At 57.8% G+C, this 24,033-nt stretch carries 26 protein-coding genes; 20 read left to right on the top strand and 6 right to left on the bottom strand.

What is annotated here, in order from left to right; genetic code table 11:
* Positions 1-73: 73 nt before the first annotated feature.
* Complete coding sequence (locus CU102_RS00485) at positions 74-556, bottom strand: DUF5330 domain-containing protein (RefSeq protein ID WP_133624375.1); 483 nt, start codon at positions 554-556, stop codon at positions 74-76.
* A gap of 382 nt (positions 557-938) precedes the next feature.
* Between CU102_RS00485 and CU102_RS00480 the strand changes: the two genes are divergently transcribed.
* The 3 genes from CU102_RS00480 to CU102_RS00470 all read left to right on the top strand — a co-directional run bounded on the left by CU102_RS00480 (position 939) and on the right by CU102_RS00470 (position 4,073).
* Entirely contained in the window at positions 939-2,750 is a 1,812-nt protein-coding gene (locus CU102_RS00480) for a sensor histidine kinase (protein WP_133624377.1), read from the top strand.
* A complete protein-coding gene (locus CU102_RS00475) occupies positions 2,725-3,582 on the top strand; it encodes a peptidoglycan-binding domain-containing protein (RefSeq protein WP_106709009.1) in 858 nt (285 codons plus the stop codon). The genes CU102_RS00480 and CU102_RS00475 overlap by 26 nt, the downstream gene beginning before the upstream one ends.
* 143 nt (positions 3,583-3,725) lie before the next feature.
* Positions 3,726-4,073, top strand: a complete 348-nt coding sequence (locus CU102_RS00470; protein WP_106709008.1) for a DUF1491 family protein — start codon at positions 3,726-3,728, stop codon at positions 4,071-4,073.
* 11 nt (positions 4,074-4,084) lie between these two features.
* Here the strand turns inward: CU102_RS00470 and CU102_RS00465 are convergent, their stop codons facing one another.
* Positions 4,085-5,044 carry a DUF2336 domain-containing protein gene (locus CU102_RS00465; protein WP_133624379.1) on the bottom strand — a complete coding sequence of 320 codons (960 nt, stop codon included), beginning with the start codon at positions 5,042-5,044 and terminating at the stop codon, positions 4,085-4,087.
* A gap of 460 nt (positions 5,045-5,504) precedes the next feature.
* Between CU102_RS00465 and CU102_RS00460 the strand changes: the two genes are divergently transcribed.
* Positions 5,505-5,696, top strand: a complete 192-nt coding sequence (locus CU102_RS00460) for a hypothetical protein (RefSeq protein WP_133624381.1) — start codon at positions 5,505-5,507, stop codon at positions 5,694-5,696.
* A gap of 58 nt (positions 5,697-5,754) precedes the next feature.
* Entirely contained in the window at positions 5,755-6,042 is a 288-nt protein-coding gene (locus CU102_RS00455) for a YciI family protein (protein ID WP_106709005.1), read from the top strand.
* Here CU102_RS00455 and CU102_RS00450 read toward each other — a convergent pair.
* The 3 genes from CU102_RS00450 to CU102_RS00440 are packed head-to-tail and all read right to left on the bottom strand — an operon-like array spanning position 6,039 to position 9,351.
* Positions 6,039-6,584 (bottom strand): DUF1254 domain-containing protein, encoded by a 546-nt coding sequence (locus CU102_RS00450; RefSeq protein WP_106709004.1) that lies wholly within the window; start codon positions 6,582-6,584, stop codon positions 6,039-6,041. The genes CU102_RS00455 and CU102_RS00450 overlap by 4 nt on opposite strands.
* Positions 6,577-7,161 carry a DUF1214 domain-containing protein gene (locus CU102_RS00445; protein ID WP_106709003.1) on the bottom strand — a complete coding sequence of 195 codons (585 nt, stop codon included), beginning with the start codon at positions 7,159-7,161 and terminating at the stop codon, positions 6,577-6,579. Before CU102_RS00445 ends, CU102_RS00450 begins: the two co-directional genes overlap by 8 nt.
* Before the next feature lie 36 nt (positions 7,162-7,197).
* The gene (locus CU102_RS00440) at positions 7,198-9,351 is read right to left on the bottom strand and encodes a transglycosylase domain-containing protein (RefSeq protein WP_106709002.1); all 2,154 of its coding nucleotides are present in this window, start codon (positions 9,349-9,351) and stop codon (positions 7,198-7,200) included.
* Between the two features lie 268 nt (positions 9,352-9,619).
* Here CU102_RS00440 and CU102_RS00430 point away from each other — a divergent pair, with 268 nt between their 5' ends.
* The 5 genes from CU102_RS00430 (at position 9,620) to CU102_RS00410 (ending at position 14,409) form a co-directional block, all read left to right on the top strand.
* The gene (locus tag CU102_RS00430) at positions 9,620-10,252 is read left to right on the top strand and encodes a LysE family translocator (RefSeq protein ID WP_106709000.1); all 633 of its coding nucleotides are present in this window, start codon (positions 9,620-9,622) and stop codon (positions 10,250-10,252) included.
* A 326-nt stretch (positions 10,253-10,578) separates the two neighbouring features.
* Positions 10,579-10,932, top strand: a complete 354-nt coding sequence (locus tag CU102_RS29600; protein WP_166648300.1) for a hypothetical protein — start codon at positions 10,579-10,581, stop codon at positions 10,930-10,932.
* A complete protein-coding gene (locus tag CU102_RS00425) occupies positions 10,853-13,009 on the top strand; it encodes a baseplate multidomain protein megatron (RefSeq protein ID WP_245425083.1) in 2,157 nt (718 codons plus the stop codon). The genes CU102_RS29600 and CU102_RS00425 overlap by 80 nt, the downstream gene beginning before the upstream one ends.
* Before the next feature lie 402 nt (positions 13,010-13,411).
* The gene (locus CU102_RS31040; RefSeq protein ID WP_106709406.1) at positions 13,412-13,798 is read left to right on the top strand and encodes an excalibur calcium-binding domain-containing protein; all 387 of its coding nucleotides are present in this window, start codon (positions 13,412-13,414) and stop codon (positions 13,796-13,798) included.
* 269 nt (positions 13,799-14,067) lie between these two features.
* Positions 14,068-14,409 carry a hypothetical protein gene (locus CU102_RS00410; RefSeq protein ID WP_106708997.1) on the top strand — a complete coding sequence of 114 codons (342 nt, stop codon included), beginning with the start codon at positions 14,068-14,070 and terminating at the stop codon, positions 14,407-14,409.
* 173 nt (positions 14,410-14,582) lie between these two features.
* Here CU102_RS00410 and CU102_RS00405 read toward each other — a convergent pair whose 3' ends face one another.
* Positions 14,583-14,822 (bottom strand): hypothetical protein, encoded by a 240-nt coding sequence (locus CU102_RS00405; RefSeq protein WP_133624383.1) that lies wholly within the window; start codon positions 14,820-14,822, stop codon positions 14,583-14,585.
* Positions 14,823-15,175: 353 nt separating this feature from the next.
* Between CU102_RS00405 and CU102_RS00400 the strand changes: the two genes are divergently transcribed.
* From CU102_RS00400 to CU102_RS00355, 10 genes are all read left to right on the top strand, one after another.
* Positions 15,176-15,430, top strand: coding sequence for a hypothetical protein (locus tag CU102_RS00400; protein ID WP_425351500.1), 255 nt, complete (start codon positions 15,176-15,178; stop codon positions 15,428-15,430).
* A 305-nt stretch (positions 15,431-15,735) separates the two neighbouring features.
* Positions 15,736-16,407 carry a response regulator transcription factor gene (locus CU102_RS00395; RefSeq protein ID WP_106708995.1) on the top strand — a complete coding sequence of 224 codons (672 nt, stop codon included), beginning with the start codon at positions 15,736-15,738 and terminating at the stop codon, positions 16,405-16,407.
* Positions 16,408-16,669: 262 nt separating this feature from the next.
* Positions 16,670-17,971, top strand: a complete 1,302-nt coding sequence (locus tag CU102_RS00390; protein ID WP_106709404.1) for an ATP-binding protein — start codon at positions 16,670-16,672, stop codon at positions 17,969-17,971.
* 84 nt (positions 17,972-18,055) lie between these two features.
* A complete protein-coding gene (locus tag CU102_RS00385; protein WP_106709403.1) occupies positions 18,056-18,484 on the top strand; it encodes an RT0821/Lpp0805 family surface protein in 429 nt (142 codons plus the stop codon).
* Positions 18,485-18,599: 115 nt separating this feature from the next.
* Positions 18,600-19,322 (top strand): hypothetical protein, encoded by a 723-nt coding sequence (locus CU102_RS00380; RefSeq protein WP_106708994.1) that lies wholly within the window; start codon positions 18,600-18,602, stop codon positions 19,320-19,322.
* 72 nt (positions 19,323-19,394) lie between these two features.
* Positions 19,395-19,667, top strand: a complete 273-nt coding sequence (locus CU102_RS29305; RefSeq protein WP_133624385.1) for a hypothetical protein — start codon at positions 19,395-19,397, stop codon at positions 19,665-19,667.
* 301 nt (positions 19,668-19,968) lie between these two features.
* Positions 19,969-21,138 carry a c-type cytochrome biogenesis protein CcmI gene (gene ccmI, locus CU102_RS00370; RefSeq protein ID WP_106708992.1) on the top strand — a complete coding sequence of 390 codons (1,170 nt, stop codon included), beginning with the start codon at positions 19,969-19,971 and terminating at the stop codon, positions 21,136-21,138.
* Positions 21,138-21,581: a cytochrome c maturation protein CcmE gene (gene ccmE, locus CU102_RS00365; RefSeq protein ID WP_106708991.1), complete on the top strand. Its 444-nt coding sequence runs from the start codon at positions 21,138-21,140 to the stop codon at positions 21,579-21,581. Before ccmI ends, ccmE begins: the two co-directional genes overlap by 1 nt.
* Positions 21,578-23,560: a heme lyase CcmF/NrfE family subunit gene (locus tag CU102_RS00360; RefSeq protein ID WP_106708990.1), complete on the top strand. Its 1,983-nt coding sequence runs from the start codon at positions 21,578-21,580 to the stop codon at positions 23,558-23,560. Before ccmE ends, CU102_RS00360 begins: the two co-directional genes overlap by 4 nt.
* Positions 23,557-24,033 carry a cytochrome c-type biogenesis protein gene (locus CU102_RS00355; RefSeq protein WP_106708989.1) on the top strand — a complete coding sequence of 159 codons (477 nt, stop codon included), beginning with the start codon at positions 23,557-23,559 and terminating at the stop codon, positions 24,031-24,033. The genes CU102_RS00360 and CU102_RS00355 overlap by 4 nt, the downstream gene beginning before the upstream one ends.

Genomic DNA, 24,033 nt, shown 5'->3' with positions numbered 1-24,033 from the left:
ATAGTGAGGCGGGCGTCAAACGTCACGGTTTAATGTAAAACTCCGTTTTGAAGTCTACCGAGACGCGGGTGTCTTATTTCTTCGCAACGGTCCCCGTCTGCGTCTTGTTGTCCACCTCATTCGCCTGTTCGCGCTGGCGCATCGCCGCTTCCAGGATCTCACGCAAGGCCATCTCACGCAGCTTCGCCTTGATTGCATCGCCGGCGTCGGTTTCCGAGGCTGCCTTTAAGCCGGAATGGGCCGCAGCGACCGCTGCATCCGGGTCCCCGGCATTCTTGCCGAATTGGGTATCGAGATATTCATATCCGACCTTGGCCACTTCGCTGGCCCGGACGCCGGCGCTGGAAAGCGCGGCCTTTCCGGTTTCGCAGGCCTGGGGCTTGCGCGTGCAGAAATCGCTGAGATCGCTGATTGTCTCGCGTGCGGCGAAAAAGGCTTCGATCGGGCCGGGCTGGCCGGCGCCCTGAAGATTGTCCTTCGAGTCCACCGGAATGAACAAGGAGATCAACATCATCCAGAAGCAGAACTTGATCGCAAACCTGATCAGAAAGAACATTTCCGTTTCCTTTGCCGCAACGAAAACCGCCGTGGGGGGCGGTTCATGAGCAGACATTGACACAGATCCGGCAAAAACCCGTTGAAACGCATTTCAGCATTTGAGCAATCATAGAAACGAAGGATTAAGAATTTTTAGGCGGAAAAACCGTGTTTTTCGATTCGTTCGGTAAAGCCCGCTCAAGGGGAAACCCTTCATTTACCATGCCTGTCACAATCGCCCGAAACGGGGTGTGAGCTGCCTCGATATTCCCGGTTTTATCCTTTCCTTAAAGCCTCGTCTGCAAGGTTAACGGCGACAAGAGTGTTGCGAATAACATTCGGGAATTGACCGCGAACTATCTGGCGTCTGCCGGATTTTGCGGAAAGCAGGAAAAAAACTGGTGCCGATCCATTCCGTCACACGATCCAGGATTGCCGAGGCCTACGGGCGTTTGTGCAGGCGCTGGGTAAGTCCGTCCGTCGCTGGCGTTGCCAAACGCGACCGCGATGCACGCATGGCAGGCAGCTTTTTCGCCATGCCGCTGCTGCTTGCCGCCGCCATGATCACCAGTCACGTGATGATAGGTGAAGTTGCCGGCGTCGTCAGCCTGGCCGTCGGCGTTCTGGCGCTTCCGATGATTTTCTGCGGTGCGCTTTCGCTGTCGAAAGATAGTGCGGTGGTCGGCGCCAGCGCGCTCGGCGTGTACGGCCTTGCCATCGCAGCGATTGGCGCCGGCGCGTCGTCAGCCAATCTCCTCTTGTGGATCATGGCCGCTGCCATTCCGCTTGAAGCGTGGTTCATATACCGGTCCGAAAAATCCATTCGTTTGTCAGGCGTCGCCGCCGCAATTGTGCTGGCCGCATTGCTGATCGTTTCGATCCGGGGCGAAATTGGCGTATCACTCTCGCCGCTGACACTGCTCGCATCATTCGGCTACCTGGCGACGCTGCTGGCCAGAACCGTGAAGGCCCTTGCTGCCCATGCCAATGCTGCTCGCCGCGATGACCGGATCGCCGATCTCGAAAGCGCTGTCGAAGGTGTTGTATTAAGCCTCGGCACCAACGGGCTGATCCTTTCCCTGTCCGCCAAGGCGCAGGACCAGTTCGGCATCGCCCGCAATCTCCTAATCGGCACACCGTTGCTGGAGCGCGTCCACGTGTCGGATCGCGTGCAGTACCTCGCTTTCCTTGCCGATATGAAGGGCGGGGCTGCGAGTGCAACTGTCGAACTCAAGCTGCGCTGCGTCGCGCCTGGCGAGACGTTGAAGCATGCTCATAGCGTGCGTTTCGCCACCTACCGGTTGCGCGCGGTGCCGCATAGCCAGGGCAATGGGTTCGTCGTCGTCGCAACCGATGTGTCGCAGGCCGTTAGCGATCGTAATGCGCTGGTCATTGCGCGGCGGGAAGTGGAAACGGCGGAAATCGCCAAGAGCCGGTTCCTCGCGTCGGTCAGCCACGAACTGCGCACGCCGCTCAACTCGATCATTGGCTTTTCCGATGTTCTGCTGCAGGAGATATGCGGCAAGCTGCCGGATAGCCGCCAGCGCGAATATGTCGAGTTGGTACACCGTTCGGGAAATCACCTCCTATCGGTCGTGAACGCTATCCTTGACGTATCCAAAATCGAGGCAGGCACCTATCCGATCTTTGCAGAAAGCTTCGCCTTCAAGGAGGCGGTGACGATGGTGCACGATATGCTGGCGCACCAGGCTTCGCAGAAGGGCGTAACACTGTGCGACCGCGTCAGTCCGCGTATCGGCAATGTGGTTGCCGATAGCCGTGCGATCCATCAGGTGCTGATCAATCTTGTATCGAATGCCGTCAAGTTCACCGAAAGCGGCGGTGTCGTCACAATCGACGCATTGATCGAGGATGACATGCTGGCCTTCTCCGTCAGCGATACCGGAATCGGTATTGCCGAAGCGGATCTGAAAACCCTCGGCCAGCCTTTCCGCCAGGTGCAGAACGATTACACGCGCAATCATGAGGGCACGGGCCTTGGCCTTGCCACCGTCAAAGGGCTCGTCGGCCTGCATGGCGGTGATCTCAGGATCAGGAGCACACCAGGACAAGGGACGGTGGTGGACGTACGTATTCCACTGGATGGGCCCGTCGTGGCGCTTGTTCAGGAAGAGTCTGCGAACGTCGTCGAATTCTACGCGACCAGCGATATGAAGGGAGGTTCCCATGGGGAAGCCCGTAAATCGGCCTAAGCGCCGTGCTCCCAAAAGGGGACGGATCGCTGTGGCCATCATGGCAACAGGCGCGCTCATCGCCAGCAATCCGGCGATTGCCGGGGGCACGACAGCCTTTCTCGTAACACTGGGGTTCATCTCCGCCAATGCGCTCTGGTATCAGCCGGAAGGCCATGACGGTGTGTTCTTCCGCACCCGTCCGGATCTGGTGTTCAAGCCGATCAAGCAGGAAAACGGCTTGCCCGGTAGTGCGTCGCAGAACAAGACCTCGGTAGATGCGCCCATCCGCAAGGTGAAATCGGTGCCAGTGCCGAAGAGCCAGGATCCCATCGCCGCCGCAATCAACGGCGAACCCGTGCTGGCGCCCGGTGGCGATCCGGAAGTGGCAGCGCTGCAGCAGAAACTGCTGGCGCTCGGGTTCTACACGGGCACTGTTGATGGCATTTCGGGCAAGGGCACTCGTGCCGCCATCGATGCCTATCGCAAGGCGACAGCCGACATGGGTATCGAGCCGACGGTCGATAATGCCGACGAAACCACGGCAAGCATTGCGGTTCCGGCGAAGAAGCCGGAGCAGACCGAGGAAAAGGCCACGGTTCAAAAAGTGTCAGTGAGCGCCGAACACGACGCCGCCGCGACCGGTGGTGGCGGATTGACGCCAGCCGAAATCGTGCGGATCCAGGCCGGCCTGCGGGCATTCGGCAATGACAAGGTCGAGATCGACGGCAAGATCGGCGCCTCCACACAGGATGCCGTCAGCGAATTCCAGAAGCTGTTCCGACTGCCGGTCACCGGTGAACCGGACGAAAAGCTACTTGCCAAGATGCAGGAAATCGGCCTCATCAATTGAAATTCGCCTCACGATGGCCTGCAAATGGCGTTTTTCTGTGCTCCGGTGCTCATGAACCCAAAAGTTCACTGCGCTCCGGTGCTCTAAATCCACCATTTCCGGCTCATCATGACCCAAAATTTCCACCACCAAGGATTTGACCCATGCGCCTGACGTCTGAGTTCTGGGTTGCCGCGCTGGTGCGACGGATCAACAACAGTGGTGCATTCGCGGCGCTCAGCCACAAGGGGGCGGCGGAAGCAGGCGCAATCTTCATCAAGTTTCGCAACACCGACGGCACCTATGATCTTTTCGGCCCTGCGCCGCAAATGGTCTATGACGAGACAAAACCCAATGAGCGTCTGTTCACGCCGTTGAAGGCCAGCGTTGCCGAAGCGGACATCAACGACGATCTGGATAAGCAGAAGCGTTGGGATCGCGATCTGTGGATCGTTGAGATCGAGGATTATCGCGGTGATCGCACGGATCTTTTTCCGGTCGCGGAAGGCTAGACCAATCTTGTCTAGGAAACCCGGCGCGAACCGTCTTCGTAATCCTGCGCCATCTCCCGCAATTTCTGGCGCAGCTTTTGTGAGTTCTCGGCGGTCTTCCAGCGTTCGACCGTCATCTGGGCTTTGTCCTGGTCGATCTGGCGATAGGATTGCACGAACAGCCGCAGCGAGTGCAGGTCCTTGTGAACGAGGCCAAAGAGCCCTGTCAGGATGAGGTGCGCGGCTTCGGAAGACAGGCCAAGTGCCGCGAGTGCTATGGTCAGTTCCGCGTTGAGGCCCTGGCCGATGATGCGTCTGGCGCCATCCGGATCGAGGCCCAATGCTTTGGCGAACGCGTCTTCGAAAAATGTCGTATGGTCGAGAAGTGCTGCGTCAATCAGATGGTTGGCGAGTTCCTGATCGCTGGAGAAGCCCATATTGCTATCGCGCATCAAAGCCTTCAGTGCCTCGCGGGTTTCGCGCAGGCGCGGCGATTCCGGCGCGGTTGGCGTCCCTGGCGTCTCGATGCCGTCGCCATTGTCGAAATGCGCCTGGATTTCCAGTGCACGCTCAATCGCGGGATCGTTGAAGCCCTTGAGCACCCGCAGGAGTTCCGGATCGGCGATACGCCGCCGCGCAATGGCGCGAGCATGGCTGATGCCTTTGTGCGTGATGATGTCAATGAGGTCCGAGGGCTGCAGCAGCGGCGAGCGCAGGAGCAGGGGGGCTGAGATATCGACCTCGTCCTCCGCAAGGGCAAGGATAAGCCGCTTCGGCGCATGCGGAAGTTCGGAGAGGGCAGCAGCGGCATGGCGGCGTACGCGCGGCGATGCGAGAGCAAGAAGGGGAACGGCGAGATCCTCAAGCTGCTGCGCATCGCTCTTGGCCGGTCTCGCGACGCAGCAGAAAGCGGTGATAGATGCGGTCAGGAGATCGTCAGCCTTGCTGCCGCCATTGCGGTCTTCAAGCGCCCGAAACTCAGGATACTTCACGAACACACTCCACTGGACGATGCACAACGCAGGTAAACCATGGCTAGAGACTGCTCGATAACTTTACCCCGATGGCCATCTGATGCGGTTTTCTGCGCTTCCGGTGATCATGGACGAAAATGTCCACTGCGCTCCGGTTCTCGAAAACAACACCAGCTGACTCATCAGGCTGAGTTCTCTAACAGTCCCTAAAATTAGCCGCGAAGCGTTAGCAACCCGTTAACCATCGGCATGTCTAATGAAATTATGGCGCAAATCATGCGCGCGTATGCATCGGAGTAGGGTGTGTCGATATTCACGCCATGGCGGTCTGCAAACGGCGCTTTTCTGCGCTTCCGGTGCTCATGGACTTAATGTCCACTGCGCAACGGTTCTCGAAAACCACCGTTTTCGCCGCGCCATGAACGCGAATCCCTACGCACCCTGATTGAGGAGAGCAACAACAATACGGATGGGCCAAATGGGGTTTGTCATCGCATTTCCAGGCAGCACAGCAAAACGCCGCTCCACCGCAGATACGAAACGTCCGGCAACAGCCGAAATCATGATCTTCCCCGGCGTACGCTATGAACGCTACACGCCAGAAGCGCCAAAGCGCACCAAGCCAAAACCTCCGCGCAGATTTTTCGATACGATGCCCCAGCCGGGTTGAGAATTCCGGCCAATGTCACAACATATAGGCGTGGATTTGCACATCAGGAGCGAAGCAGATGTTTATCGTTTCCTTGACCTATGTTGTGCCGCTGGACGATGTCGATGCGGCCATTCCCGCCCATGTTGCGTTCCTTGAAAAGCACTATGCCACGGGGACGTTTCTTGCATCCGGCGCCAAGGTTCCGAGAATCGGCGGCGTCATCCTCGCAAAGGCGTCGAGCGGAGAGGCCTTGCAGGAGATATTGGCAGAGGACCCGTTTCATCAGAAGAAAATCGCCTATTACGATGTGCAGGAGTTCACACCGTCACGGACAGCAGCGGGACTGGAAGGCTTACTCGTTTAGAGCAGCGGCGTGCAGCTGGTGCTTTTGAGGAAGGCGTTCACCTGCGATCTCCACGAGTCATCCGGCACAAAGCTGCGCACGACGACGAAGCCTTCGTCCATGTCCGCTTCGATCAGCACCGAATTCTCTGCCGCGGCAGGCTTGGTCTTGTTGAGCTCGATCATCTGCAGGGGCGTCGCCACAACCAGATCGAGCTGATCAGCAATCGCGGTCCTGTCATTGATCGAATAGATGTTTTCGCCCTGACGATTGTAGATCGAAATCGACCAGTAGGGCGTCGTGCCGACACCGGTGATGTGGGCGGGCAGATCGGTTATGTCGAAGCGGCATGCGGCAGCCTGAAACAATGGGTCGATGGCCAAAGGCACATTACCGGGCGTACCTTCGCGCGCAACGGTATGAAACTGCCAGTCGCCGCCATAGGCCGATATACGTGACCACGCATTGCGGTCCGAATAATAGGGTACCAGCAGCACCACCGCGATATGGACGAGGCCGGCACCGACGAGACTGAAGAGCAAGGCGCGAAGTAGTTTACCCATCGCAGCTGATCCTCGTGACAGCCGGGAACTTCATGTCGACGAGACCGGAATTGCTACCGACTGGCGTGTCGTAGAGCGTCATGACCAGCACCATGCGACCGGTGCCTGTGGTGGCGAGCCAGTTGCCCGGCTGGGCCTTCGGCGAGACACTCACCATGAATGCGCCATCCTCCTTGCGGAATATCTGCCGCGAGTGAATTGCCGGGAGCCGATCGGTCCCGGGCGACAGCGCGGTCAACCGGCGATCAGTCGCATAGAGCGTCCAGAAGCGCGAGTTCGGGCTGTTGCCCTCAATCTTGTACGAACACTGCCGGTCAAGTGTCCTGCCCTGATCGTCATTGTAGGCATAGAAGGCCAGACCCTCGGTACTGCCAAGCGGGAAGGCGCCCTCACGTGCAGCGCGCGCCTTCGCATAGGGGTCGGAAAAAGGCGTGCCGGCTTCGGGATGAGAGGTCCATTGACCGATACTGAGGGCGCCAAAACCATCGAAACGGGTCACCACATACCATGCGCTCAGCGTTCCGCCGCCGAAGGCAATCACAAGCGTGATGAGGGCAAGAAAGACATTTCGAAGCATGGAATCAGAAGTACACGGGAGCGTTGGGACACGCAATCAAAGCGCGGAGACTTTTGCTGGAGGAACTGGCGGTTTCAGCCGCGGCGCGTCCTTCAATGCCTGGCCGATCTCCCGGACGGCTGCCGCGGTAGCATTGGAGAGAACTCGTGGCCGCTCCTCGGCCTTCAGCGCGTCGGTATCCTCTTCGACGGCCTCCTCCTCTGCCGCAGCGACTTTTTCCTGCTTGGGCAGGGTCGGGTCGATCCCGGGAATGGCCTTGAGATCGATGTTCTGATGGGCGTAGTTCATCAGCCGCTGCCAGGTCATGGCCGGTAGGATGCCACCCGTCAATTCTTTGGTCGGCGTGAAGTTGTCGTTGCCGAACCAGACTGCGGCCGTGTAATTGCCGGTGAAGCCGCAGAACCATGCATCGCGATAGCTTTGCGTCGTGCCGGTCTTGCCCGCTGCGCGTGTCATTGGCAGCGCGGCCCGCCGGCCGGTACCCCATTCGGGCACCTGCGCCAGCATGAAGTTCATGTTGTTGGCCGCTGTCTCCGAAAGTACCCGGTGCGGTTTCACGCCGTCCTTCTTCCAGTCCCACAATACGTCGCCGTTCTGGTTCAGGATCTGCGTGAAGGGGTGGCGCATGCCGGCGATCCCGCCTGTCGCGAACACATTGTAGCCGGTTGCTTGATCCAAGACCGTCATGCCCGACGTTCCAAGCACCATCGTCTTGTGCGAGCTGATCGGCGATTCAACGCCAAAGGCCTTGGTCAGTGCCACGATCGGCGCTGTGGTCAAATAATCCTTGGCGAGGCGTACCGGCACGGTATTGATGGATTTCACGAGGGCAGTGGTGAGGTCGATCTTGCCCAGATACTGGCGCGAGTAGTTCTGCGGTGACCAGTTGCCCCAGGAAACCGCTCCGCCCGAAACCAGGGTCTTCGGGGTCAAACCCTTTTCCATGGCAGCAGCATAAACATAGGGCTTGAATGATGAGCCGGCCTGGCGCAGGGCGGCCGTGGCGCGGTTGAACTGGCTTTCGCCATAATCGCGCCCGCCAACAATCGCCCGGACGGCGCCGTTGTTTTCCAGAACAACGATAGCGGCCTGCGCCACGTTATATTCCTTGCCGAACTTGCGCAGGTGGAATTCAGCGGACTCTTCGGCCGCCTTCTGGATGCCGGTATCAAGCGTGGTGCGAACAACGAGCGTATGGGTCGGCATTTTCTGCGCGACTTTGCGCACCTCATCGAATGTCCAGTCGAGGAAGTAATCCGGACTGTCGGACCGGCCACGATCAACAACCGTTGCCGGATTGCGGCGGGCGCCAACGACCTGACCTTCGGTCATCAACCCGCCCTGGACGAGGTTGCTCAGCACCACATTGGCGCGGGCACGGGCGGCAGGTAGGTTCACATGCGGGGCATATTTGGCGGGTGCCTTGAACAAACCTGCCAGCATGGCAGCTTCGGCGAGATTGACGTCCTTGACGCTCTTGCCGAAGTAGAATTGCGAAGCCGCTGCGATGCCGAATGTGCCGCCGCCCATATAGGCGCGGTCGAGATAGGTCTGCAGGATTTCCTTCTTGCTCAGATTGGATTCGAGCCAGACCGCGAGGAAGGCCTCCTTGATCTTGCGGTCTATGCTGCGCTCATTGGTCAGGAACAGGTTCTTCGCCAACTGTTGCGTGATTGTCGAGCCGCCCTGAACCACGGAATTGGCCCGCAGGTTTTCGGTCATGGCGCGGGAAAGGCCGAGAAAATCAATGCCGAAATGATCGAAGAAACGGCGGTCTTCCGTGGCAAGAACGGCCTTGATGACGTGATCGGGTAGCTCATCGATCGGAACGGCGCTACGATGCAGGATGCCGCGCTGGCCGATCTCGTTGCCGTAACGATCGAGGAACGTCACGGCGAAGTCGTCGCGGGTGCGCCAATTCTTTTCTGTCTCGTGAAAAGCCGGTATCGCAAGTGTCAGCATGACCACCGAGCCGACCGTGCCCCAGGTGAAGGCCTCGCCGAGAACCTCGAAGATCGCGCGCCGCCAGCCGGTCACATGGAAGCGGCGGAAAAAGATGGTTGTATCTTCCCAGAATTCCGCCAGGCGAAAACGCGTTTCATAAAGGGTTGAATCGATCCAGGCATCAAGTCCGAGCAGCGGCGAGACCTTGAATCGCTTTGGTTCCTTGCCTGGCCTGGGCTCTTCCATCAAATTTCGTGCCTGCCCTGTGCTCAGCCATATCTTCCCTGAAGGCATATGGTGTAGCGTATATCACTTAACAGCTTCTTGAGGCGGCTGTTTAAGTGCTAATATGGTCATTTCATCCCGCAAAAAGAATACCGCCTTTTTAACTAGTGCCACAAGGCCAAGCGCTCCCGATATGGAGTTTTGAAAGGCGACTGTTGCCGAAAAGTTTCCACTTGCAATTGCGAAGATCCGATGGATTGGTGTGATTTTTCCACGTGGGAGCAAGAGCATGTCCATTGAGCATTGGCTGGCATTCGTTGCTGCATCGGCGGTTCTTCTCGCCATCCCGGGTCCAACGATCCTTCTCGTCATTTCCTATGCGCTTGGCCATGGCCGCCGCTTCGCAGCCGCAACAGTGGCAGGCGTTGCGCTTGGCGATTTCACTGCGATGACCGCGTCCATGCTTGGACTTGGCGCCTTGCTCGCGGCGTCAGCAGCTATTTTCACCGTGCTGAAGTGGGTCGGTGCCGCCTACCTCATCTACCTTGGCATCAAGCTTTGGCGTGCCCCCGTCGCCAATCCAGACACAGGGGAAATGCCGGCGAAGAACGAGAAGGCGATGCGCATTTTCCTCCACGCCTACGTGGTGACTGCTCTCAACCCCAAAAGCATTATCTTCTTCGTGGCCTTCCTGCCGCAGTTCCTCGATACGACCCGCCCGATCTTCACACAGATGGTGATCTTCGAAACGACCTTCCTCGTACTCGCAACGCTGAATGCCGGAACCTACGCCGTGATGGCATCGATGGCGCGCCAGACCATCCGCAAGCCCAAGGTCCAGCGCATCGTCAACCGGACAGGCGGATCGCTGATGATCGGGGCAGGGTTGCTGGCTCTCGGCTGGAAAAAGGCGGCAGTGTGATATTCACGTCAGGACGGGCCTGCAAATGGCGCTTTTCTGCGATCCGGTGCTCACGCACCTTAAAGTACGCTGCGCTCCGGTTCTCGAAAACCGCCATTTTCGGCGCGCCCTGACCTGATTCTCTCAAACATCGACGTAAATAAGAAAAATATCATAAGTAGGAAAATAATCCTTGACTGCGTGACGGTTGCGCTGTAGGTTCTAGTCATCGTCGGAATTGTGAGATCGCGCCTGTGCTCGGCTTGGACGAGCAGCAGTTCCTGCGCGCGCTAGAGCGTGACGGGCTGTCGCACACTGAGATGCGGTAGGGAAACCGCCAGCTGCGCGTGACGCAGCGGATCATGGAATTGCTGCGCAAGGAACTGGATACGCTCTCGGCTCTAGAGGAAGAAACGTCGAGCAAGGTGCGTCTCGATGCCCTTGCTCTGCTCGCTCGCACGATAGAGCGTGTCAGCGATCTGCAGGAGCGTTTCGCCAGCGAACGGGCGCGAACTGCCGGCGGGCTGACTGCGGACGAGCTTCGCGCGGCCCTCAAACGCATTGATGAAAGGATCGATGAACTTGCCGACATCCGAGCGAGAGATTTGGTCCGAAAGGAACTTGGACGACAGGGAAACGCAGGCGGTCGAACCGGAGTGGATGTTCCGGGGCAGGACGGCGCAGCAGCCGCCGCGAGCTGATTGGCAGACATGGCTGATCCTCGGCGGCAGAGGCCCCGGCAAGACCCGGATGGGTGCGGAATGGGTCAACGGTGTGGTGCAGGCCTACCGGCCATTCTCAGATGCCAGATCTTGCAATGTCGCGCTGGTCGGTGAAACTCTGGCGGATGCGCGCGAAGTCATGATCGACGGCCCATCGGGGATCATGGCGGTCTCGCGGGCCGGGCGTCCGCGTTATGAGATGGCGCGGTGGCGACTGCTTTGGACCAACGGAGCCACCGCGGCGATGTTTTCCTCGGAAGACCCGGACAGTTTGCGCGGACCGCAATTTGACGCCGCGTGGTGCGACGGAAGCGTAGCCCGTGATTTGAAGGCGGTCGCGCTTATCCCCGGGGCGACAGAATTCGGGCTCTCGCCGCAACTGGTCACCGATGAGCCCTCCAAAGGTGAGACAAGGAGGCTCAATCGCAATTGCCTGCGCGATCAAAGCGACTGGCAGGCATCGATGGACGAGTTGCAGGCGTTATCGCCGTTGCTGAAGCATGTTGCGATTGTCGTTCCCTGGTTTGGCACGGATTTGCGGGCGGGGCAGTGCCTTATCAAGCCCGGAGTCATGGACCGGGCAGGTCACAAAGAAAGCAGCAACTGGAGAGGAGGCATTTCGCGCGATGACGCACACCTGATCTCGCGCGCCGGAAACGGTGCCGCCTATGGAGGAACGCCTTCGGACCAGAGTGTCATCGCTGCGATCCGAGACGCCAAGGCGAGGGGTTTGAGCGTCATGTTCTATCCGTTCGTGACGATGGACATTCGAGCCGACAATCAGTTGCCCGATCCCTATGGCGGTACCCGGCAAGCCGCCTATCCGTGGCGCGGACGCATCACATGCCACCCGGCGCCGTACCGCCCCGGTAGTGTCAACGGCACGGCAGCTGCTGCTGGCCAGGTGGCCGCATTTCTGGGCGGCGTCAACAGGCGTGCCTTTTTCAGATCAAGAATGGTCGACTCATTTACAGCGGGACGAAAAAAAGACTGGGGCTATCGGCGGATGGTCCTGCATCTCGCGCATCTGGCCGTTATCGCCGGGGGCGTTGATAGTTTCCTCCTCGGCTCGGAGCTTTGCAGCCTGACGATGATCAGGGACCAGAGCAATGGCTTTCCTTTTGTCAATGCGCTCTGCGATCTGGCGTCCGAACTGCGCGATGTCCTCGGTGGAGCCTGCAAACTGACCTATGGCGCCGACTGGACGGAGTATTTCGGCCATCATCCGCAAGACGGGTCGGGCGATGTCTATTTTCATCTTGATCCGTTGTGGGCGCATCCCGCCATCGATGCGGTTGGCATCGACAATTATATGCCGCTGAGCGATTGGCGCGACGAGGACTACAGCATTCCCAATCCTGATGGTTTTGCGACGCCCTATGACCTGAACGGATTGCTGGGACAGATTGCATCTGGCGAGGGTTTTGATTGGTATTACACTTCGGACAACGCGCGATCGTCGCGCACCCGCACGCCAATTGCCGATGGATCCGGTAAGCCGTGGGTCTACCGATACAAGGACCTTGCCGGCTGGGGGCAGAATGCCCACTACAATCGTGTGGGCGGCGTCGAGAGTGCTGTGCCGACCGAGTGGCAGCCGAGCGGTAAGCCGATCTGGTTTACGGAACTTGGATGTCCTGCGACCGACAAGGGGCCGAACCAGCCGAACGTCTTTCCCGATATGAAGTCGTCGGAAGGCGCATTTCCTTATTTCTCGGATCACGGACGCTGCGATCTTGCGCAGAACCGGTTCCTCCGCGCGCATTTCGGCCATTGGAACGCGGGGAACGGCGCTGGGATGCTCGACAGCGACCGCATCTATGTCTGGGCGTGGGAAACACGGCCGTTTCCGGAGTTTCCCCTGAGAAAGTCACTGTGGTCCGATGGCGACAACTGGACGTCGGGACACTGGCTAAACGGGCGCCTGTCCGGCGTTGCGCTTGACGAATTGATGGCCGCACTTGCTGCCGATTTCGGCGCCATGAACGTCGATGCCAACCACGGCACAGAAGTCATGATGATGTGCTTCGCCACCGATAATCGTGCGTGCCATTGAAGCTGATAGGTCATGGCAGAAGGATAGAGCGACTCGCTTAAATTCTCACTGCGGCATATTTTCCTTTATAGGGAAAAGTTTCCTTGACAGTCATTTTCGAGACAGTTTGATCATTTGTTTTAATCGTCCCGCAAATTGTTGCCTCTATCGTGGTGAGAAAAATACGGGGGCGCGCGTGAGCAACAAGCAAACACCGAAATGGAAACAAGAACGCGATGAACGCTTACGGAAGCTGGGCCTTGGTATGCAACAACCCGGGTCTGCAATCGAGTGCGTCCATTGTCACCGATTGTTCAAGCCGTGGCAGTCGACCGCAGGCGGAGATGGTCTGTGCGGTTATTGCCTGCACAATGATTGATTGACAGGCGTCCTCCAAAGAAAGCGCAGCCAAGGGCAAGGTCCATGTTACCCAAACGAAAGAAGTCACCTTGGCAGATCGAACACAACGGTGTCCTCTATCGTCGCGTGCAGCATTTGGATGAAGGTTTTGTGTCGCAGTGGGGTCGATATCTCCGACGGCTGCTCACAACTCCCTTGGTCGTGGTGACGGGGCTTTTTGCGGCCCTGTTTCTGTTACATCACCTTACTGTCGGTAACCCAAACGCTTGGCGCGCCAGTAACGCTTTCCAATCCGCACCGCGAACTTTCCAAGCCGCACCGCGAAATTGTGCGACCGCCCGCGCGCTCGGCCTTGATAACGCTCGGCCCGGTCAGGCGGGCTACGCTTCCCACCTCGACGCTGATGGCGACGGTGTTGCCTGCGAGCCGTACTTTGGAAAAAGACGCTAGTAGGTTTCTCCGGTATCGAGGTCGTAAACGAATGCTCGCCTTTTTGTTATGCTTTGTTCTGGGCTTCCATTTCGCTAGCAGCGAGGGCGGGTTTTACGACTATGAAAAGTTTCGCTGGACCGTTAACAGCACCAATTGGAAGGGTTTCGTCCTCTGGTACCTTATCTGCGCACTTGTATACGCCTGCCTCCTGCGTGAGTGGTTCGGGTGGTGGTGACTATTTCGTCGGTATGGAATTCAAGTATGGCAACGCAAAAGGGGACTGACCTATGGCTACGGACGACGCTGAAGCGCAGATTGACGATGAGCTCGAGATAGACTTGGCCGGATGCGCAGAATTTGTCGCAGCTTTACAAGATGATCATATGATGTGGATGGCCTACCACTTGCTAATTGATTTGGACTGGATTCGCGCTGGCGGCTCCGTAAAGCGCCATTGGAGTTCCAACGGTCATGTTGCCGGGTTTATTGCCGACCTGCGTGGCAGGGGGAAACGTACTTGGATATCCAATGTTATGCGGACGATGGCGCTCCTTTTGATCAAGGACAAATGCGGGGCTACACAGATGTGTTCAAGAAATGGTTCTCACAGCTTGGCTGGTACCCCATGAATCGCGAGCCGCAATTTGTGATCAGAGAGGTCGGTCCTAGAGGCTAGTTCACCATCGGACGGACGACGGTATAGGCAAGGATGATGGCCGTCGCGACGATGAGCACATAGAGGGTTTTGTCGGTGCGCTTCTGGAATGCAGCATGCTTTGCATAAGATCGGCAAGGTCGAGCTTCATTTCCATGACATCGCGTCTCGTGCGAATGATGAAACCGGGCTCGCGGTGTGGCCATTCCGGGTCCTGCCGAACAGAATGCGCTCAAATTCGTCGTCAGTGCGTTCGAAATAGCCGGTCTCGAACATGACCTCGCTCTCGGCAACGGCGGCGTTATAGGGAATGCCGTCGTCAAGCATCTGCTTGAGATGCTGCTGCTTGCGTTCGAACTGATCACCGATTGAGGTTCGCTCTGCCACGTCCTTGATCCTTGAACGGATATCGTGATCCAACAGCATTGCAGGGAAGGGTTGAGAAGGGGTTAGCGCGGGTGAAGTATGAAATGACGGACCGGGGAAAGAATCGCGACGAAATTACCCACAAATTTATTGTTCACGCCTACCCTGAACTCCGACCCTGAGCATTTTCGTGATCGAAAAGCGTCGTCAGAGCCGCTCATAAAGCATTGAGATAACAATATTTTTACCAGTCATCGCCGATGATATCGCCAATGTAGAATTATGATGTTAAAAGGCGTTACCTGTGGCAATTCTGCCCGCCGCAACCCAACTGTTCATGCATCGTTCAGACAGCAATTGATAAACATGACGCCATGATGAAACGCTCATATATCTCTCTGCCCCTTGCGGGCCTGATCTCAGCTTCTGGCGTATTCTACGCCGGGGCAGCCCTGGCGGCGGACTGCACGTCAGTCGGACAACAGGTGGCGGATTCGCAGGGTGGTACCCTTGCGCGCGCCACCTCTGTCACGCAGAACGGACGGGAAGTGTGCGTCGTTGTGGTTCTCATTCCAGGCAAGGACGGTGAACGTCCGCGCCGCGTCGAGGTGGCCGTGCCTGCCAACTGATCGGCATCCGCAACGCTAGAGCAAGTTTTTTCTATTCAGAGCCAATTCTGTTTCCGCGTGGATGGCGAGACCATCCACGCGGAAGGAGGCGAGGTCGATGTGGTTGCATCGTACGAAGACGCCTGACAAAGTGGGTGTCCGCCAGCCGGAAACCCGAACGGCCGGGTGAATTTGGCCCAATTCCTTCGGGCTTCGGCTTCGTCCGATGTACACACATCGGCCTTGCCAAACCCCTTGAACTTGTACCAAATTCCCTCCGGCAGAACGACTCTGAATAGACAAAACTTGCTCCAGGGACATCCTTTATGAGAATACTCGTCGTCGAAGATGATCGTGACCTCAATCGCCAATTGGTCGAGGCCATGACCGATGCCGGCTATGTGGTCGACAAGGCTTTCGACGGTGAGGAGGGGCATTTTCTAGGTGATACCGAGCCCTATGATGCGGTTGTGCTCGATATTGGCCTCCCTCAGATGGACGGGCTCACAGTTCTTGAAAAATGGCGCCGTGACGGACGTATCATGCCGGTACTGCTGCTGACGGCGCGTGACCGCTGGAGCGATAAGGTTGCGGGGATCGATGCCGGTGCGGACGATTACGTCGCCAAACCTTTCCATATTGAAGAAGTGCTGGCGCGGCTGCGCGCGCTCATCCGCCGTGCTGCGGGGCACGCCTCATCGGAAATCAGCTGCGGACGACTGCGTCTCGATACGAAGACATCGAAGGCCACGGTCGACGGAACTGCCTTAAAACTGACATCGCACGAGTTCCGGCTTTTGTCCTATCTCATGCATCACATGGACGAGGTCGTTTCGCGCACAGAACTGGTCGAACATCTGTATGATCAGGATTTCGACCGGGATTCCAATACGATCGAGGTTTTTGTCGGACGTTTGCGCAAGAAGATGGGTATGGACCTGATCGAAACCATCCGTGGCATGGGGTATCGGATCAAATCGCAGGACTCCAAGGTTTAGAGTCCGTTTTAAAGTCTGCTGCGGCGGTCATCTGACGCGGTTTTCTGCGCTTCCGGTGCACACGTACTTCAAGTACGCTGCGCTCCGGTTCTCAAAAACCACGCCATCTGCCTCACCGCAGCGACTTTCCAAACGGGCTCTCAGGCAGCCAAACACCTCAAGGAAGGGCAGACAACGCGTGAAAATCCCGCTGACCGGCTATCTTCCCAGTTTGCGCTCCTTGTCCCTGCGCGTCATCATGCTCTCGACGCTGTGGACCATCATCTCCTTCTTCGCCATCGCAACCATTATTTCCGCCTTGTATGGCGATGCCCGCCTGAAGAGCTTCCAGCAGCTGCTCTCGGCCCATCTGTTCAGCGTGATCGCCTCGGTCAGTGTCAATGACGGCGCACTTGCGGGGCGGCCCGACCCGGGCGAAGTGCGCTATTCGAGCCCGCTTTCCGGCTGGTACTGGTCAGTCGAGCCGGTTGCCGACAATCTGAAGGGCTCACTGCGATCGGTGTCGCTTGGCGACAAGATGATTGACGCACCTTCAACCCTGAATGTGCCGTTTGATACATCGTTTCAACGGACTTACACCGTACCCGGTCCGAACGGTCAGCAGCTATCGGTTGTCGAGACGGAAGTGGTGCTGGATGCCGAAAATCGCGTCGCCCGGTTTCGCGTCATGGGGAATTTGAGCGAGGTGGAACGCGAGATCGCCGGTTTCCGCAACACACTCTACTTCTATCTCGGTATATTCGCACTCGGCGGAACACTGATCAACGCTGCAGTGATTCTGTTTGGCCTGCGTCCGCTCGACCGGGTTCGCCGCTCGCTGGCCGAAATTCGCGAAGGCAAGGTCTCACGCTTGAATGAGAACCTCCCGCTTGAGATTGCGCCGCTCGCGCGTGAGATGAATGCGCTGATTGAAAACAATCGTCGCATCATGGAACGCTCGCGCACACAGGTCGGCAATCTGGCCCATTCCTTGAAAACGCCTTTGTCGGTACTCGTCAACGAAAGCCGGACCATCGGAGGTACCGAAGGCCGTATCATCGCTGAACAGAGCGCCGCCATGCAGGTTCAGGTGCAGCATTATCTGCAGCGTGCGCGCGTCGCGGCGCAGCGCGACAGCGTCGTGTTCCGGGCACCGGTTACGCCGATCCTTGCCCGGCTGGCGCGGGTGACGGCAAAGCTCAATCCCAATATGGATGTCCAGTTCGTCAACCACATGGACGAGGCCATTTTTGCCGGGGAGAGAGAAGATCTGGAGGAAATCGTCGGTAACCTGCTGGAAAACGCCGGGAAATGGGGGCGGAGTATCATCAGGCTCACCCTTGCCGAGTCGGATGACGGGCTGGAGATCAGCGTTGCGGACGATGGCGCCGGACTTGCTCCGGAACAGATCAAGGATGCGTTGATGCGCGGCAGGCGGCTGGATGAAACCAAGCCGGGAACAGGGCTTGGCCTGTCCATCGTGCACGATACTGTACGCGAATATGGCGGAACGCTGCGGCTTGAGCGCAGTGCCGATCTGGGCGGTCTGAACGCGAGGCTGACACTTCCGGTCGCCGGAAACTGAATGGTGCTTGCAAGCAGATGATTACTCAGGCCATAAAAGGGCTGTTAGCACCGCCGTACTGTAGATTGTAAAAACGGACCGATGATGAAATTCCAGATTGCCATTTCCCTTCTTGCCGTTGCTGTTCTTGCCGGCTGCTCGACGACTTCCGGCTCCAAATCCAATGGTGGTCCATTCAGTAGCCTGACCGGTTCAAAACCAGCCAGCTCGGATGTATTGGCTGCGCTGGGCAATGGCCTCATCGGAAACAAGGCGTCGCTGGACACCTCCGACCGCAAGCGCGCCCTTCAGGCCGAGTATCAGGCGCTGGAATATTCACCTGCCGGCAAGAGCATTGAATGGAAAAATGCCAGCGGCAGCCGTTCGGGCGAAGTGGTCGCGGCACAGCCCTATCAAGTCGGTTCGCAAAACTGCCGCCAGTACACCCATACCGTGCGCGTTGAAGGGACACCGCAATCGGCACGTGGCACAGCCTGCCGCAACGAGGACGGGAGCTGGACGCCGCTGACGTAAGGTCCGGACGCCCGTAGTCAATCTCTTTTAATCGGACGAAATCAGCCGCGAGCAACCCTCGCGGCTGATTGCATTTATTCGATCTTTTTTCTCGGTCATTTCAGGATTTCATTTCATGGCTGGTTCGGCATTGAACAGGTATTCCGATCAACTCCGCATATTATCGAACATCAAGGCGAATGAGGTTTTGCTTGCTGCCTTGAAGCTGGCAAATCCAAGCGGGGACAACCGGCGATCGATAGCACATCTGGAGGCGGAAAATCGTGAGCTGAAATCCTGGTCGACGCTTTATGAGCCGTTCCAGCTTTGGTTTGCATTGAAGTATCGCCCGGAAATTCGCAACAACGAGCGCATAACCCGCGAAGCGGAATACCGGATGATGGAGCTTGGGCGCGGTGCACAACCGGTTTACGAATGGACACCCTATGGCTTTCGCACTGCGCAGAACTATACGGGATTCCGCCAAAGTATAAGAGACGGCCTTCGCGATGCGGGCTATAAGGATGTGCATGTTTTCATCCGCAGGAGTGCCGTGACGGGTCGAACCTTTAAACAGAACTCACCTTTCGATGGCGCCAAGCCGAGCGATTACGATCTCGCGCTGGTCAGCCCATCAATGTGGCGGAGGTTGAACGATTTGGCGACACCAATGCGGAATAATCGAACACGTACTGGAGAACTCGAAGATGATTTAGTGAAGGCACTTGGTATAGACAGTCTGCAGCGTTCTTTAGGCGCACAGACAGGGCGAAAGGTGACGTTCATGATCTATCGTTCAGAGCAGGACATCGCGAACCGACCGGGCGAATACGTACGAATAGAGCTTAGGATCAAATGACAGGAAGGGTCGATGAGAACAGATATATTATTTGGCATACCGTCTAAAGACATCGAAGAGGTAAGATAGCTCTTGGAAGATATTCTTGGCAGGGAGCTTGAAGCGCGTGAAAGTCTTCACAAAGGTGAGTACTATTGTTTGGGTGTATTTGAGAATTTTTTGTTTCTGCAGGATAACGAAAATATTGAAGATGGGGAGATAGTTGAGGACGAGTTCCCCGAATATCCTCTCATTCTTTATATCAATGATGCAGATGAGTATCCACATTATCGTGATGCAATTCAGGCCAGGTCGGACATTTTCGTCAAATTGCAAACAAAGCAATGGCAACCACGTGGAGAATAGAAAGCAACGGAATCTACCATTTCATAGTGTCAGATTATGACCTCGCGCTGGTCAGGCCATCCATGTGGCGGCGACTGAACGATATGGGGCGCCGATGCGTACTGGGCGAACAGGGAGCGAGATCAGTTTCCTTTACACTAGGATATCGCGCCGTGATTGGGCAAAGCCTCCAAGATAAAACACATCTGGGAGCCCACGCCGTTCCCGCTGGAATTATGAGCGCCTGCAACCTTTGCGGCGAATTGACCTATCAATTTAAATCCATTTGGATTTTACGCGGGGGTAGGGGTATGTCTCAGCCATGGTTTTCTGGATTTCCGCTGCACTTCTGACTGTTGGTGCGACTTTGCTCGTGCTGTTGCCATTGACGCGCCGCGTCAATGCTCCCGAGTCGGACAATCAATACGATGTTGAAGTTTATCGCGACCAGCTGATGGAGCTGGAGGCAGACGAAAAGCGCGGCCTGATCGATCATGAGAGCGGCGAGCATGCCCGCGCCGAAATTGGCCGCCGCCTCTTGAAGTCCGCCAAGGCGGCACAAGCCGATGAGGCGGTGGTTCATCCGCAGAAAAGTGCAACGCGCGAATGGCTGACACTCGCAACCGTTCTGGCTATCCCGCTGATTTCGTGGAGCATTTATGCCAAGCTCGGCTCGCCGGAATTGCCAGCCCAGCCACTGGCGGAGCGGCTTTCCCGCCCGCCCGACCAGAGTACGCCTGCTGAACTGATTGCACGCGCGGAAGCGCATCTGACACTCAATCCCGATGATGGCCAGGGCTGGGAAGTGCTGGCGCCGATCTATCTGCGGCTTGGCCGTCCGGCCGACGCTGTCACTGCCTATCGGAACGCCATACGCCTCAATGGCGATAGCGCCGCCCGCCAGCTCGGACTTGGCGAAGCGATCGCGGCCGCCGCAAACGGCAAGATCACGCCTGAAGCCGAAGCCGTTTTCAGGCACGCACAGGAGCTCGATCCAAAAGACATGCGGCCGCAATTTTATATCATCGACGGCTGGATGCAGCAGGGGCGTCTGGCCGAGGCGCGGGACCTGATCAGGAAATTGCTCGTCGAGGCGCCGGCCGATGTACCCTGGCGCGATCAGGCGCAAGCCGCGCTGACCCGCCTTGATCAGGAGATATCGGGTGACGCACCCGATGTCAGCGACATTGAGCGGACTGGCCCGGACGCTTCACAGGTTGAAGCCGCCGCGGGCATGGACAGTCAGGCTCGCGCCGAAATGATCGAGGGTATGGTTGCGGGCCTTGCCGAAAAATTGAAGCAATCGCCTGATGATGTGGATGGCTGGGAACGTCTTGTCCGTTCCTATGTGGTCCTGAACCGGCCCAATGACGCGATCGAAGCATTGGGACGGGCGAAGAAATTATTGAGTGCGGACAAGGTCGCACGGCTTGATGCTGTCGCTGCGGATCTCGGTCTTGCGGACGAGCCAAGCGACGCGGAGAAGAACTGATGACGCGCAAGCAAAAACGGCTTTCGGTGATTGGCGGTGGCTTGCTGGTATTGGCAGTTGCGGCGGCTCTTGTGCTGTTTGCTCTCCAGCAGAAGATCGCTTTCTTCCGCATGCCGTCCGATATCCAGACAGCCGACATGGAGTCGGAATCGCGGTTCCGCCTTGGCGGTCTCGTTGAGAAGGGCACCGTCGTGCGCGGCGAGGGCACGAAGATCAGCTTCTCCGTTACCGATCATGTGAAAAGCGTCCCGGTCACCTATGACGGCATTCTGCCAGACCTTTTCCGCGAGGATCAGGGCGTGGTCATCGAGGGCAGGTTCATGCCCGGTGGGGCATTTGTGGCTGACAGCGTTCTCGCCAAGCATGATGAGAACTACATGCCGAAAGAAGTCGCCGACAGTCTGAAGGCCAAGGGCGTCTGGCAAGGGGAAAACAAGCAATGACCGTCGAGCTTGGACATTTCGCGCTGGTCCTCGCACTGGCCCTTTCGATCGTCCAGGCGGTGCTGCCCGTGCTTGGCGCCCGGCGCGGCGATGACCGGATGATGGCCGTTGCCGTGCCTGCTGCGTTCACGGTGTTTGCATTGATCGCCCTGGCTTTCGCTGCGTTGACGGCGGCTTACGTTCTTTCCGATTTCTCGGTGCAGAACGTCTGGGAGAACTCGCATTCGCAGAAGCCGCTTCTCTACAAATTCACCGGTGTCTGGGGCAATCACGAAGGCTCGATGCTGCTCTGGGTATTGATCCTCAGCTTCTTCACCGCGCTTGTCGCGTTTTTTGGCAACAACCTCCCGCCAGCCCTGAAGGCCAATGTGCTGGGCGTGCAGGCATGGATTGGCACGGCATTCCTGCTTTTCATTGTGGCCACGTCCAACCCGTTCGCCCGTATGAATCCGGCACCGATCGAAGGGCAGGATCTCAATCCGATCCTGCAGGACATCGGCCTCGCGGTTCATCCGCCCATGCTCTACCTCGGCTATGTCGGATTTTCCGTGTGCTTCTCCTTCGCGGTTGCCGCACTGATCGACGGACGTATCGATGCGGCCTGGGCGCGCTGGGTGCGTCCCTGGACGCTGACGGCCTGGATATTCCTGACCGGCGGCATCGCGATGGGTTCCTATTGGGCCTATTACGAGCTCGGCTGGGGCGGCTGGTGGTTCTGGGATCCGGTCGAGAACGCGTCGTTCATGCCGTGGCTTGCCGGAACAGCCCTCTTGCATTCAGCGCTGGTCATGGAGAAGCGCTCGGCGCTGAAGATCTGGACCATACTCCTTGCCATCCTGACGTTCTCGCTGTCGCTGCTCGGCACATTCCTCGTGCGTTCAGGCGTGTTGACCTCGGTGCACACATTCGCGACAGACCCCGGACGCGGCCTGTTCATCCTTGCCATTCTCGTGCTGTTTATCGGCGGGTCGCTGGCACTCTTCGCCTGGCGTGCGCAGACGCTGGCACCGGGCGGGCTTTTCCAGCCGATTTCGCGCGAGGGAGCACTTGTCTTCAACAACCTGTTCCTCACAACGGCGGCAGCAACCGTATTGATTGGCACGCTTTATCCGCTGCTGCTGGAATCGCTGACCGGCGAGAAGATTTCCGTCGGCGCGCCGTTCTTCAACCTGACCTTTGGCCCGTTGATGATCCCGCTGCTCGCCGCCGTGCCCTTTGGGCCGCTGCTGGCCTGGAAGCGCGGGGATATTCTTGCAGTGGCGCAACGCCTCATGACGGCCTTCTTCATCGCGTTGCTGGTGGTGGCGATCGTGCTCTTTCGCACGTCCGCTTCGGGTGTTCTCGCCGCCTTTGGCATCGGGATTGCCGTCTGGCTCATGATGGGTGCGCTGACCGATCTTGCACTCAAGGCGGGGATCGGCAAGGCGTCTCTCGGCACCATGCTCCAACGCGTCGCTGGTCTGCCTCGTTCGGTCTTCGGCACCGCCCTGGCGCATTTTGGCCTCGGTGTCACTTTGCTCGGGATCGTCTCGGTCTCGACATTCGCAACCGAGAGTGTCTTGGTGATGAAATCGGGCGATGGCATCAGGGCAGGTGGATATACGCTGCGGTTTGACAGTATCGATCCGTTCAAGACCTCGAATTACACGGAAGACCAAGGGAAGTTTACCGTTCTCAACGATGAAGGTGAACCCGTGACTGAACTCGTTTCGTCAAAGCGCTTCTTCCCGGTACGCAAGATGCAGACGACCGAAGCGGGTATCAAGACATTCCTGTTCAGCCAGCTCTATGTCTCCCTGGGCGATGCCGCCAAGGACGGCGGTGTGGTCGTGCGGATCTGGTGGAAGCCGTTTGTGACGCTGATCTGGCTCGGGGCATTGGTCATGATGGCGGGCGGCAGCATGTCATTGCTCGACCGGCGCCTGCGCGTCGGCGCACCCGCCAAGTCAAAGGTACTAAAACCCAGAGCGGCGACATGAGACGTTTCCTCGTCAGGGTGGTCTTTGGCTTCGCCTTGGCTCTTGCGGCGACGGGCGCACAGGCTGTTGCGCCCGATGAAATGCTGAGCAATCCGGCGCTGGAGAAGCGGGCGCGGACCATTTCGGCAGAATTGCGCTGCATGGTCTGCCAGAATGAGTCGATCGACGATTCCAATGCGGATCTTGCCAAGGATCTAAGGCTGCTGGTGCGGGAGCGGCTGGTGGCCGGCGACACTGACGAGCAGGTGCTGGAATTTCTTGTCGCGCGCTACGGCGAATTCGTCCTTCTCAAGCCACGCCTGCAGACCAGCACTTTGCTGCTGTGGGGCTTTCCCATTGCTGCGCTGATCGCCGGCGGCGTGGCGATTGTTGTGGCAATCCGGCGCCGGCGGACCGCGGCCGTTGAAATAGCGCCGCTTTCCGAAAGCGAAAAGCAACAGCTGAAGAAGCTGTTCACAGCGTCCAGGGATTGA

The organism is Phyllobacterium brassicacearum (genome assembly GCF_003010955.1).
Classification (GTDB): Bacteria; Pseudomonadota; Alphaproteobacteria; order Rhizobiales; family Rhizobiaceae; genus Phyllobacterium; species Phyllobacterium brassicacearum.
The sequence above is the reverse complement of the archived record's forward strand: the minus strand, read 5'-3'. Positions and strand labels throughout refer to the sequence as shown.

Excerpts from the sequence above, each read along its gene's own strand:
- CU102_RS00455 (WP_106709005.1), top strand. The coding sequence starts at position 5,755 with ATGTTTATCGTTTCCTTGACCTATGTTGTGCCGCTGGACGATGTCGAT.
- CU102_RS00395 (WP_106708995.1), top strand. The coding sequence starts at position 15,736 with ATGAGAATACTCGTCGTCGAAGATGATCGTGACCTCAATCGCCAATTG.
- CU102_RS00475 (WP_106709009.1), top strand. The coding sequence starts at position 2,725 with ATGGGGAAGCCCGTAAATCGGCCTAAGCGCCGTGCTCCCAAAAGGGGA.
- CU102_RS00460 (WP_133624381.1), top strand. The coding sequence starts at position 5,505 with ATGGGGTTTGTCATCGCATTTCCAGGCAGCACAGCAAAACGCCGCTCC.
- CU102_RS00400 (WP_425351500.1), top strand. The coding sequence starts at position 15,176 with ATGATGAAACGCTCATATATCTCTCTGCCCCTTGCGGGCCTGATCTCA.
- CU102_RS00385 (WP_106709403.1), top strand. The coding sequence starts at position 18,056 with ATGAAATTCCAGATTGCCATTTCCCTTCTTGCCGTTGCTGTTCTTGCC.
- CU102_RS00450 (WP_106709004.1), bottom strand. The coding sequence starts at position 6,584 with ATGGGTAAACTACTTCGCGCCTTGCTCTTCAGTCTCGTCGGTGCCGGC.
- CU102_RS00410 (WP_106708997.1), top strand. The coding sequence starts at position 14,068 with ATGGCTACGGACGACGCTGAAGCGCAGATTGACGATGAGCTCGAGATA.
- ccmE (WP_106708991.1), top strand. The coding sequence starts at position 21,138 with ATGACGCGCAAGCAAAAACGGCTTTCGGTGATTGGCGGTGGCTTGCTG.
- ccmI (WP_106708992.1), top strand. The coding sequence starts at position 19,969 with ATGGTTTTCTGGATTTCCGCTGCACTTCTGACTGTTGGTGCGACTTTG.
- CU102_RS00430 (WP_106709000.1), top strand. The coding sequence starts at position 9,620 with ATGTCCATTGAGCATTGGCTGGCATTCGTTGCTGCATCGGCGGTTCTT.
- CU102_RS00440 (WP_106709002.1), bottom strand. The coding sequence starts at position 9,351 with ATGGAAGAGCCCAGGCCAGGCAAGGAACCAAAGCGATTCAAGGTCTCG.
- CU102_RS31040 (WP_106709406.1), top strand. The coding sequence starts at position 13,412 with ATGTTACCCAAACGAAAGAAGTCACCTTGGCAGATCGAACACAACGGT.
- CU102_RS00445 (WP_106709003.1), bottom strand. The coding sequence starts at position 7,161 with ATGCTTCGAAATGTCTTTCTTGCCCTCATCACGCTTGTGATTGCCTTC.
- CU102_RS00355 (WP_106708989.1), top strand. The coding sequence starts at position 23,557 with ATGAGACGTTTCCTCGTCAGGGTGGTCTTTGGCTTCGCCTTGGCTCTT.
- CU102_RS00485 (WP_133624375.1), bottom strand. The coding sequence starts at position 556 with ATGTTCTTTCTGATCAGGTTTGCGATCAAGTTCTGCTTCTGGATGATG.
- CU102_RS00360 (WP_106708990.1), top strand. The coding sequence starts at position 21,578 with ATGACCGTCGAGCTTGGACATTTCGCGCTGGTCCTCGCACTGGCCCTT.
- CU102_RS00380 (WP_106708994.1), top strand. The coding sequence starts at position 18,600 with ATGGCTGGTTCGGCATTGAACAGGTATTCCGATCAACTCCGCATATTA.
- CU102_RS00470 (WP_106709008.1), top strand. The coding sequence starts at position 3,726 with ATGCGCCTGACGTCTGAGTTCTGGGTTGCCGCGCTGGTGCGACGGATC.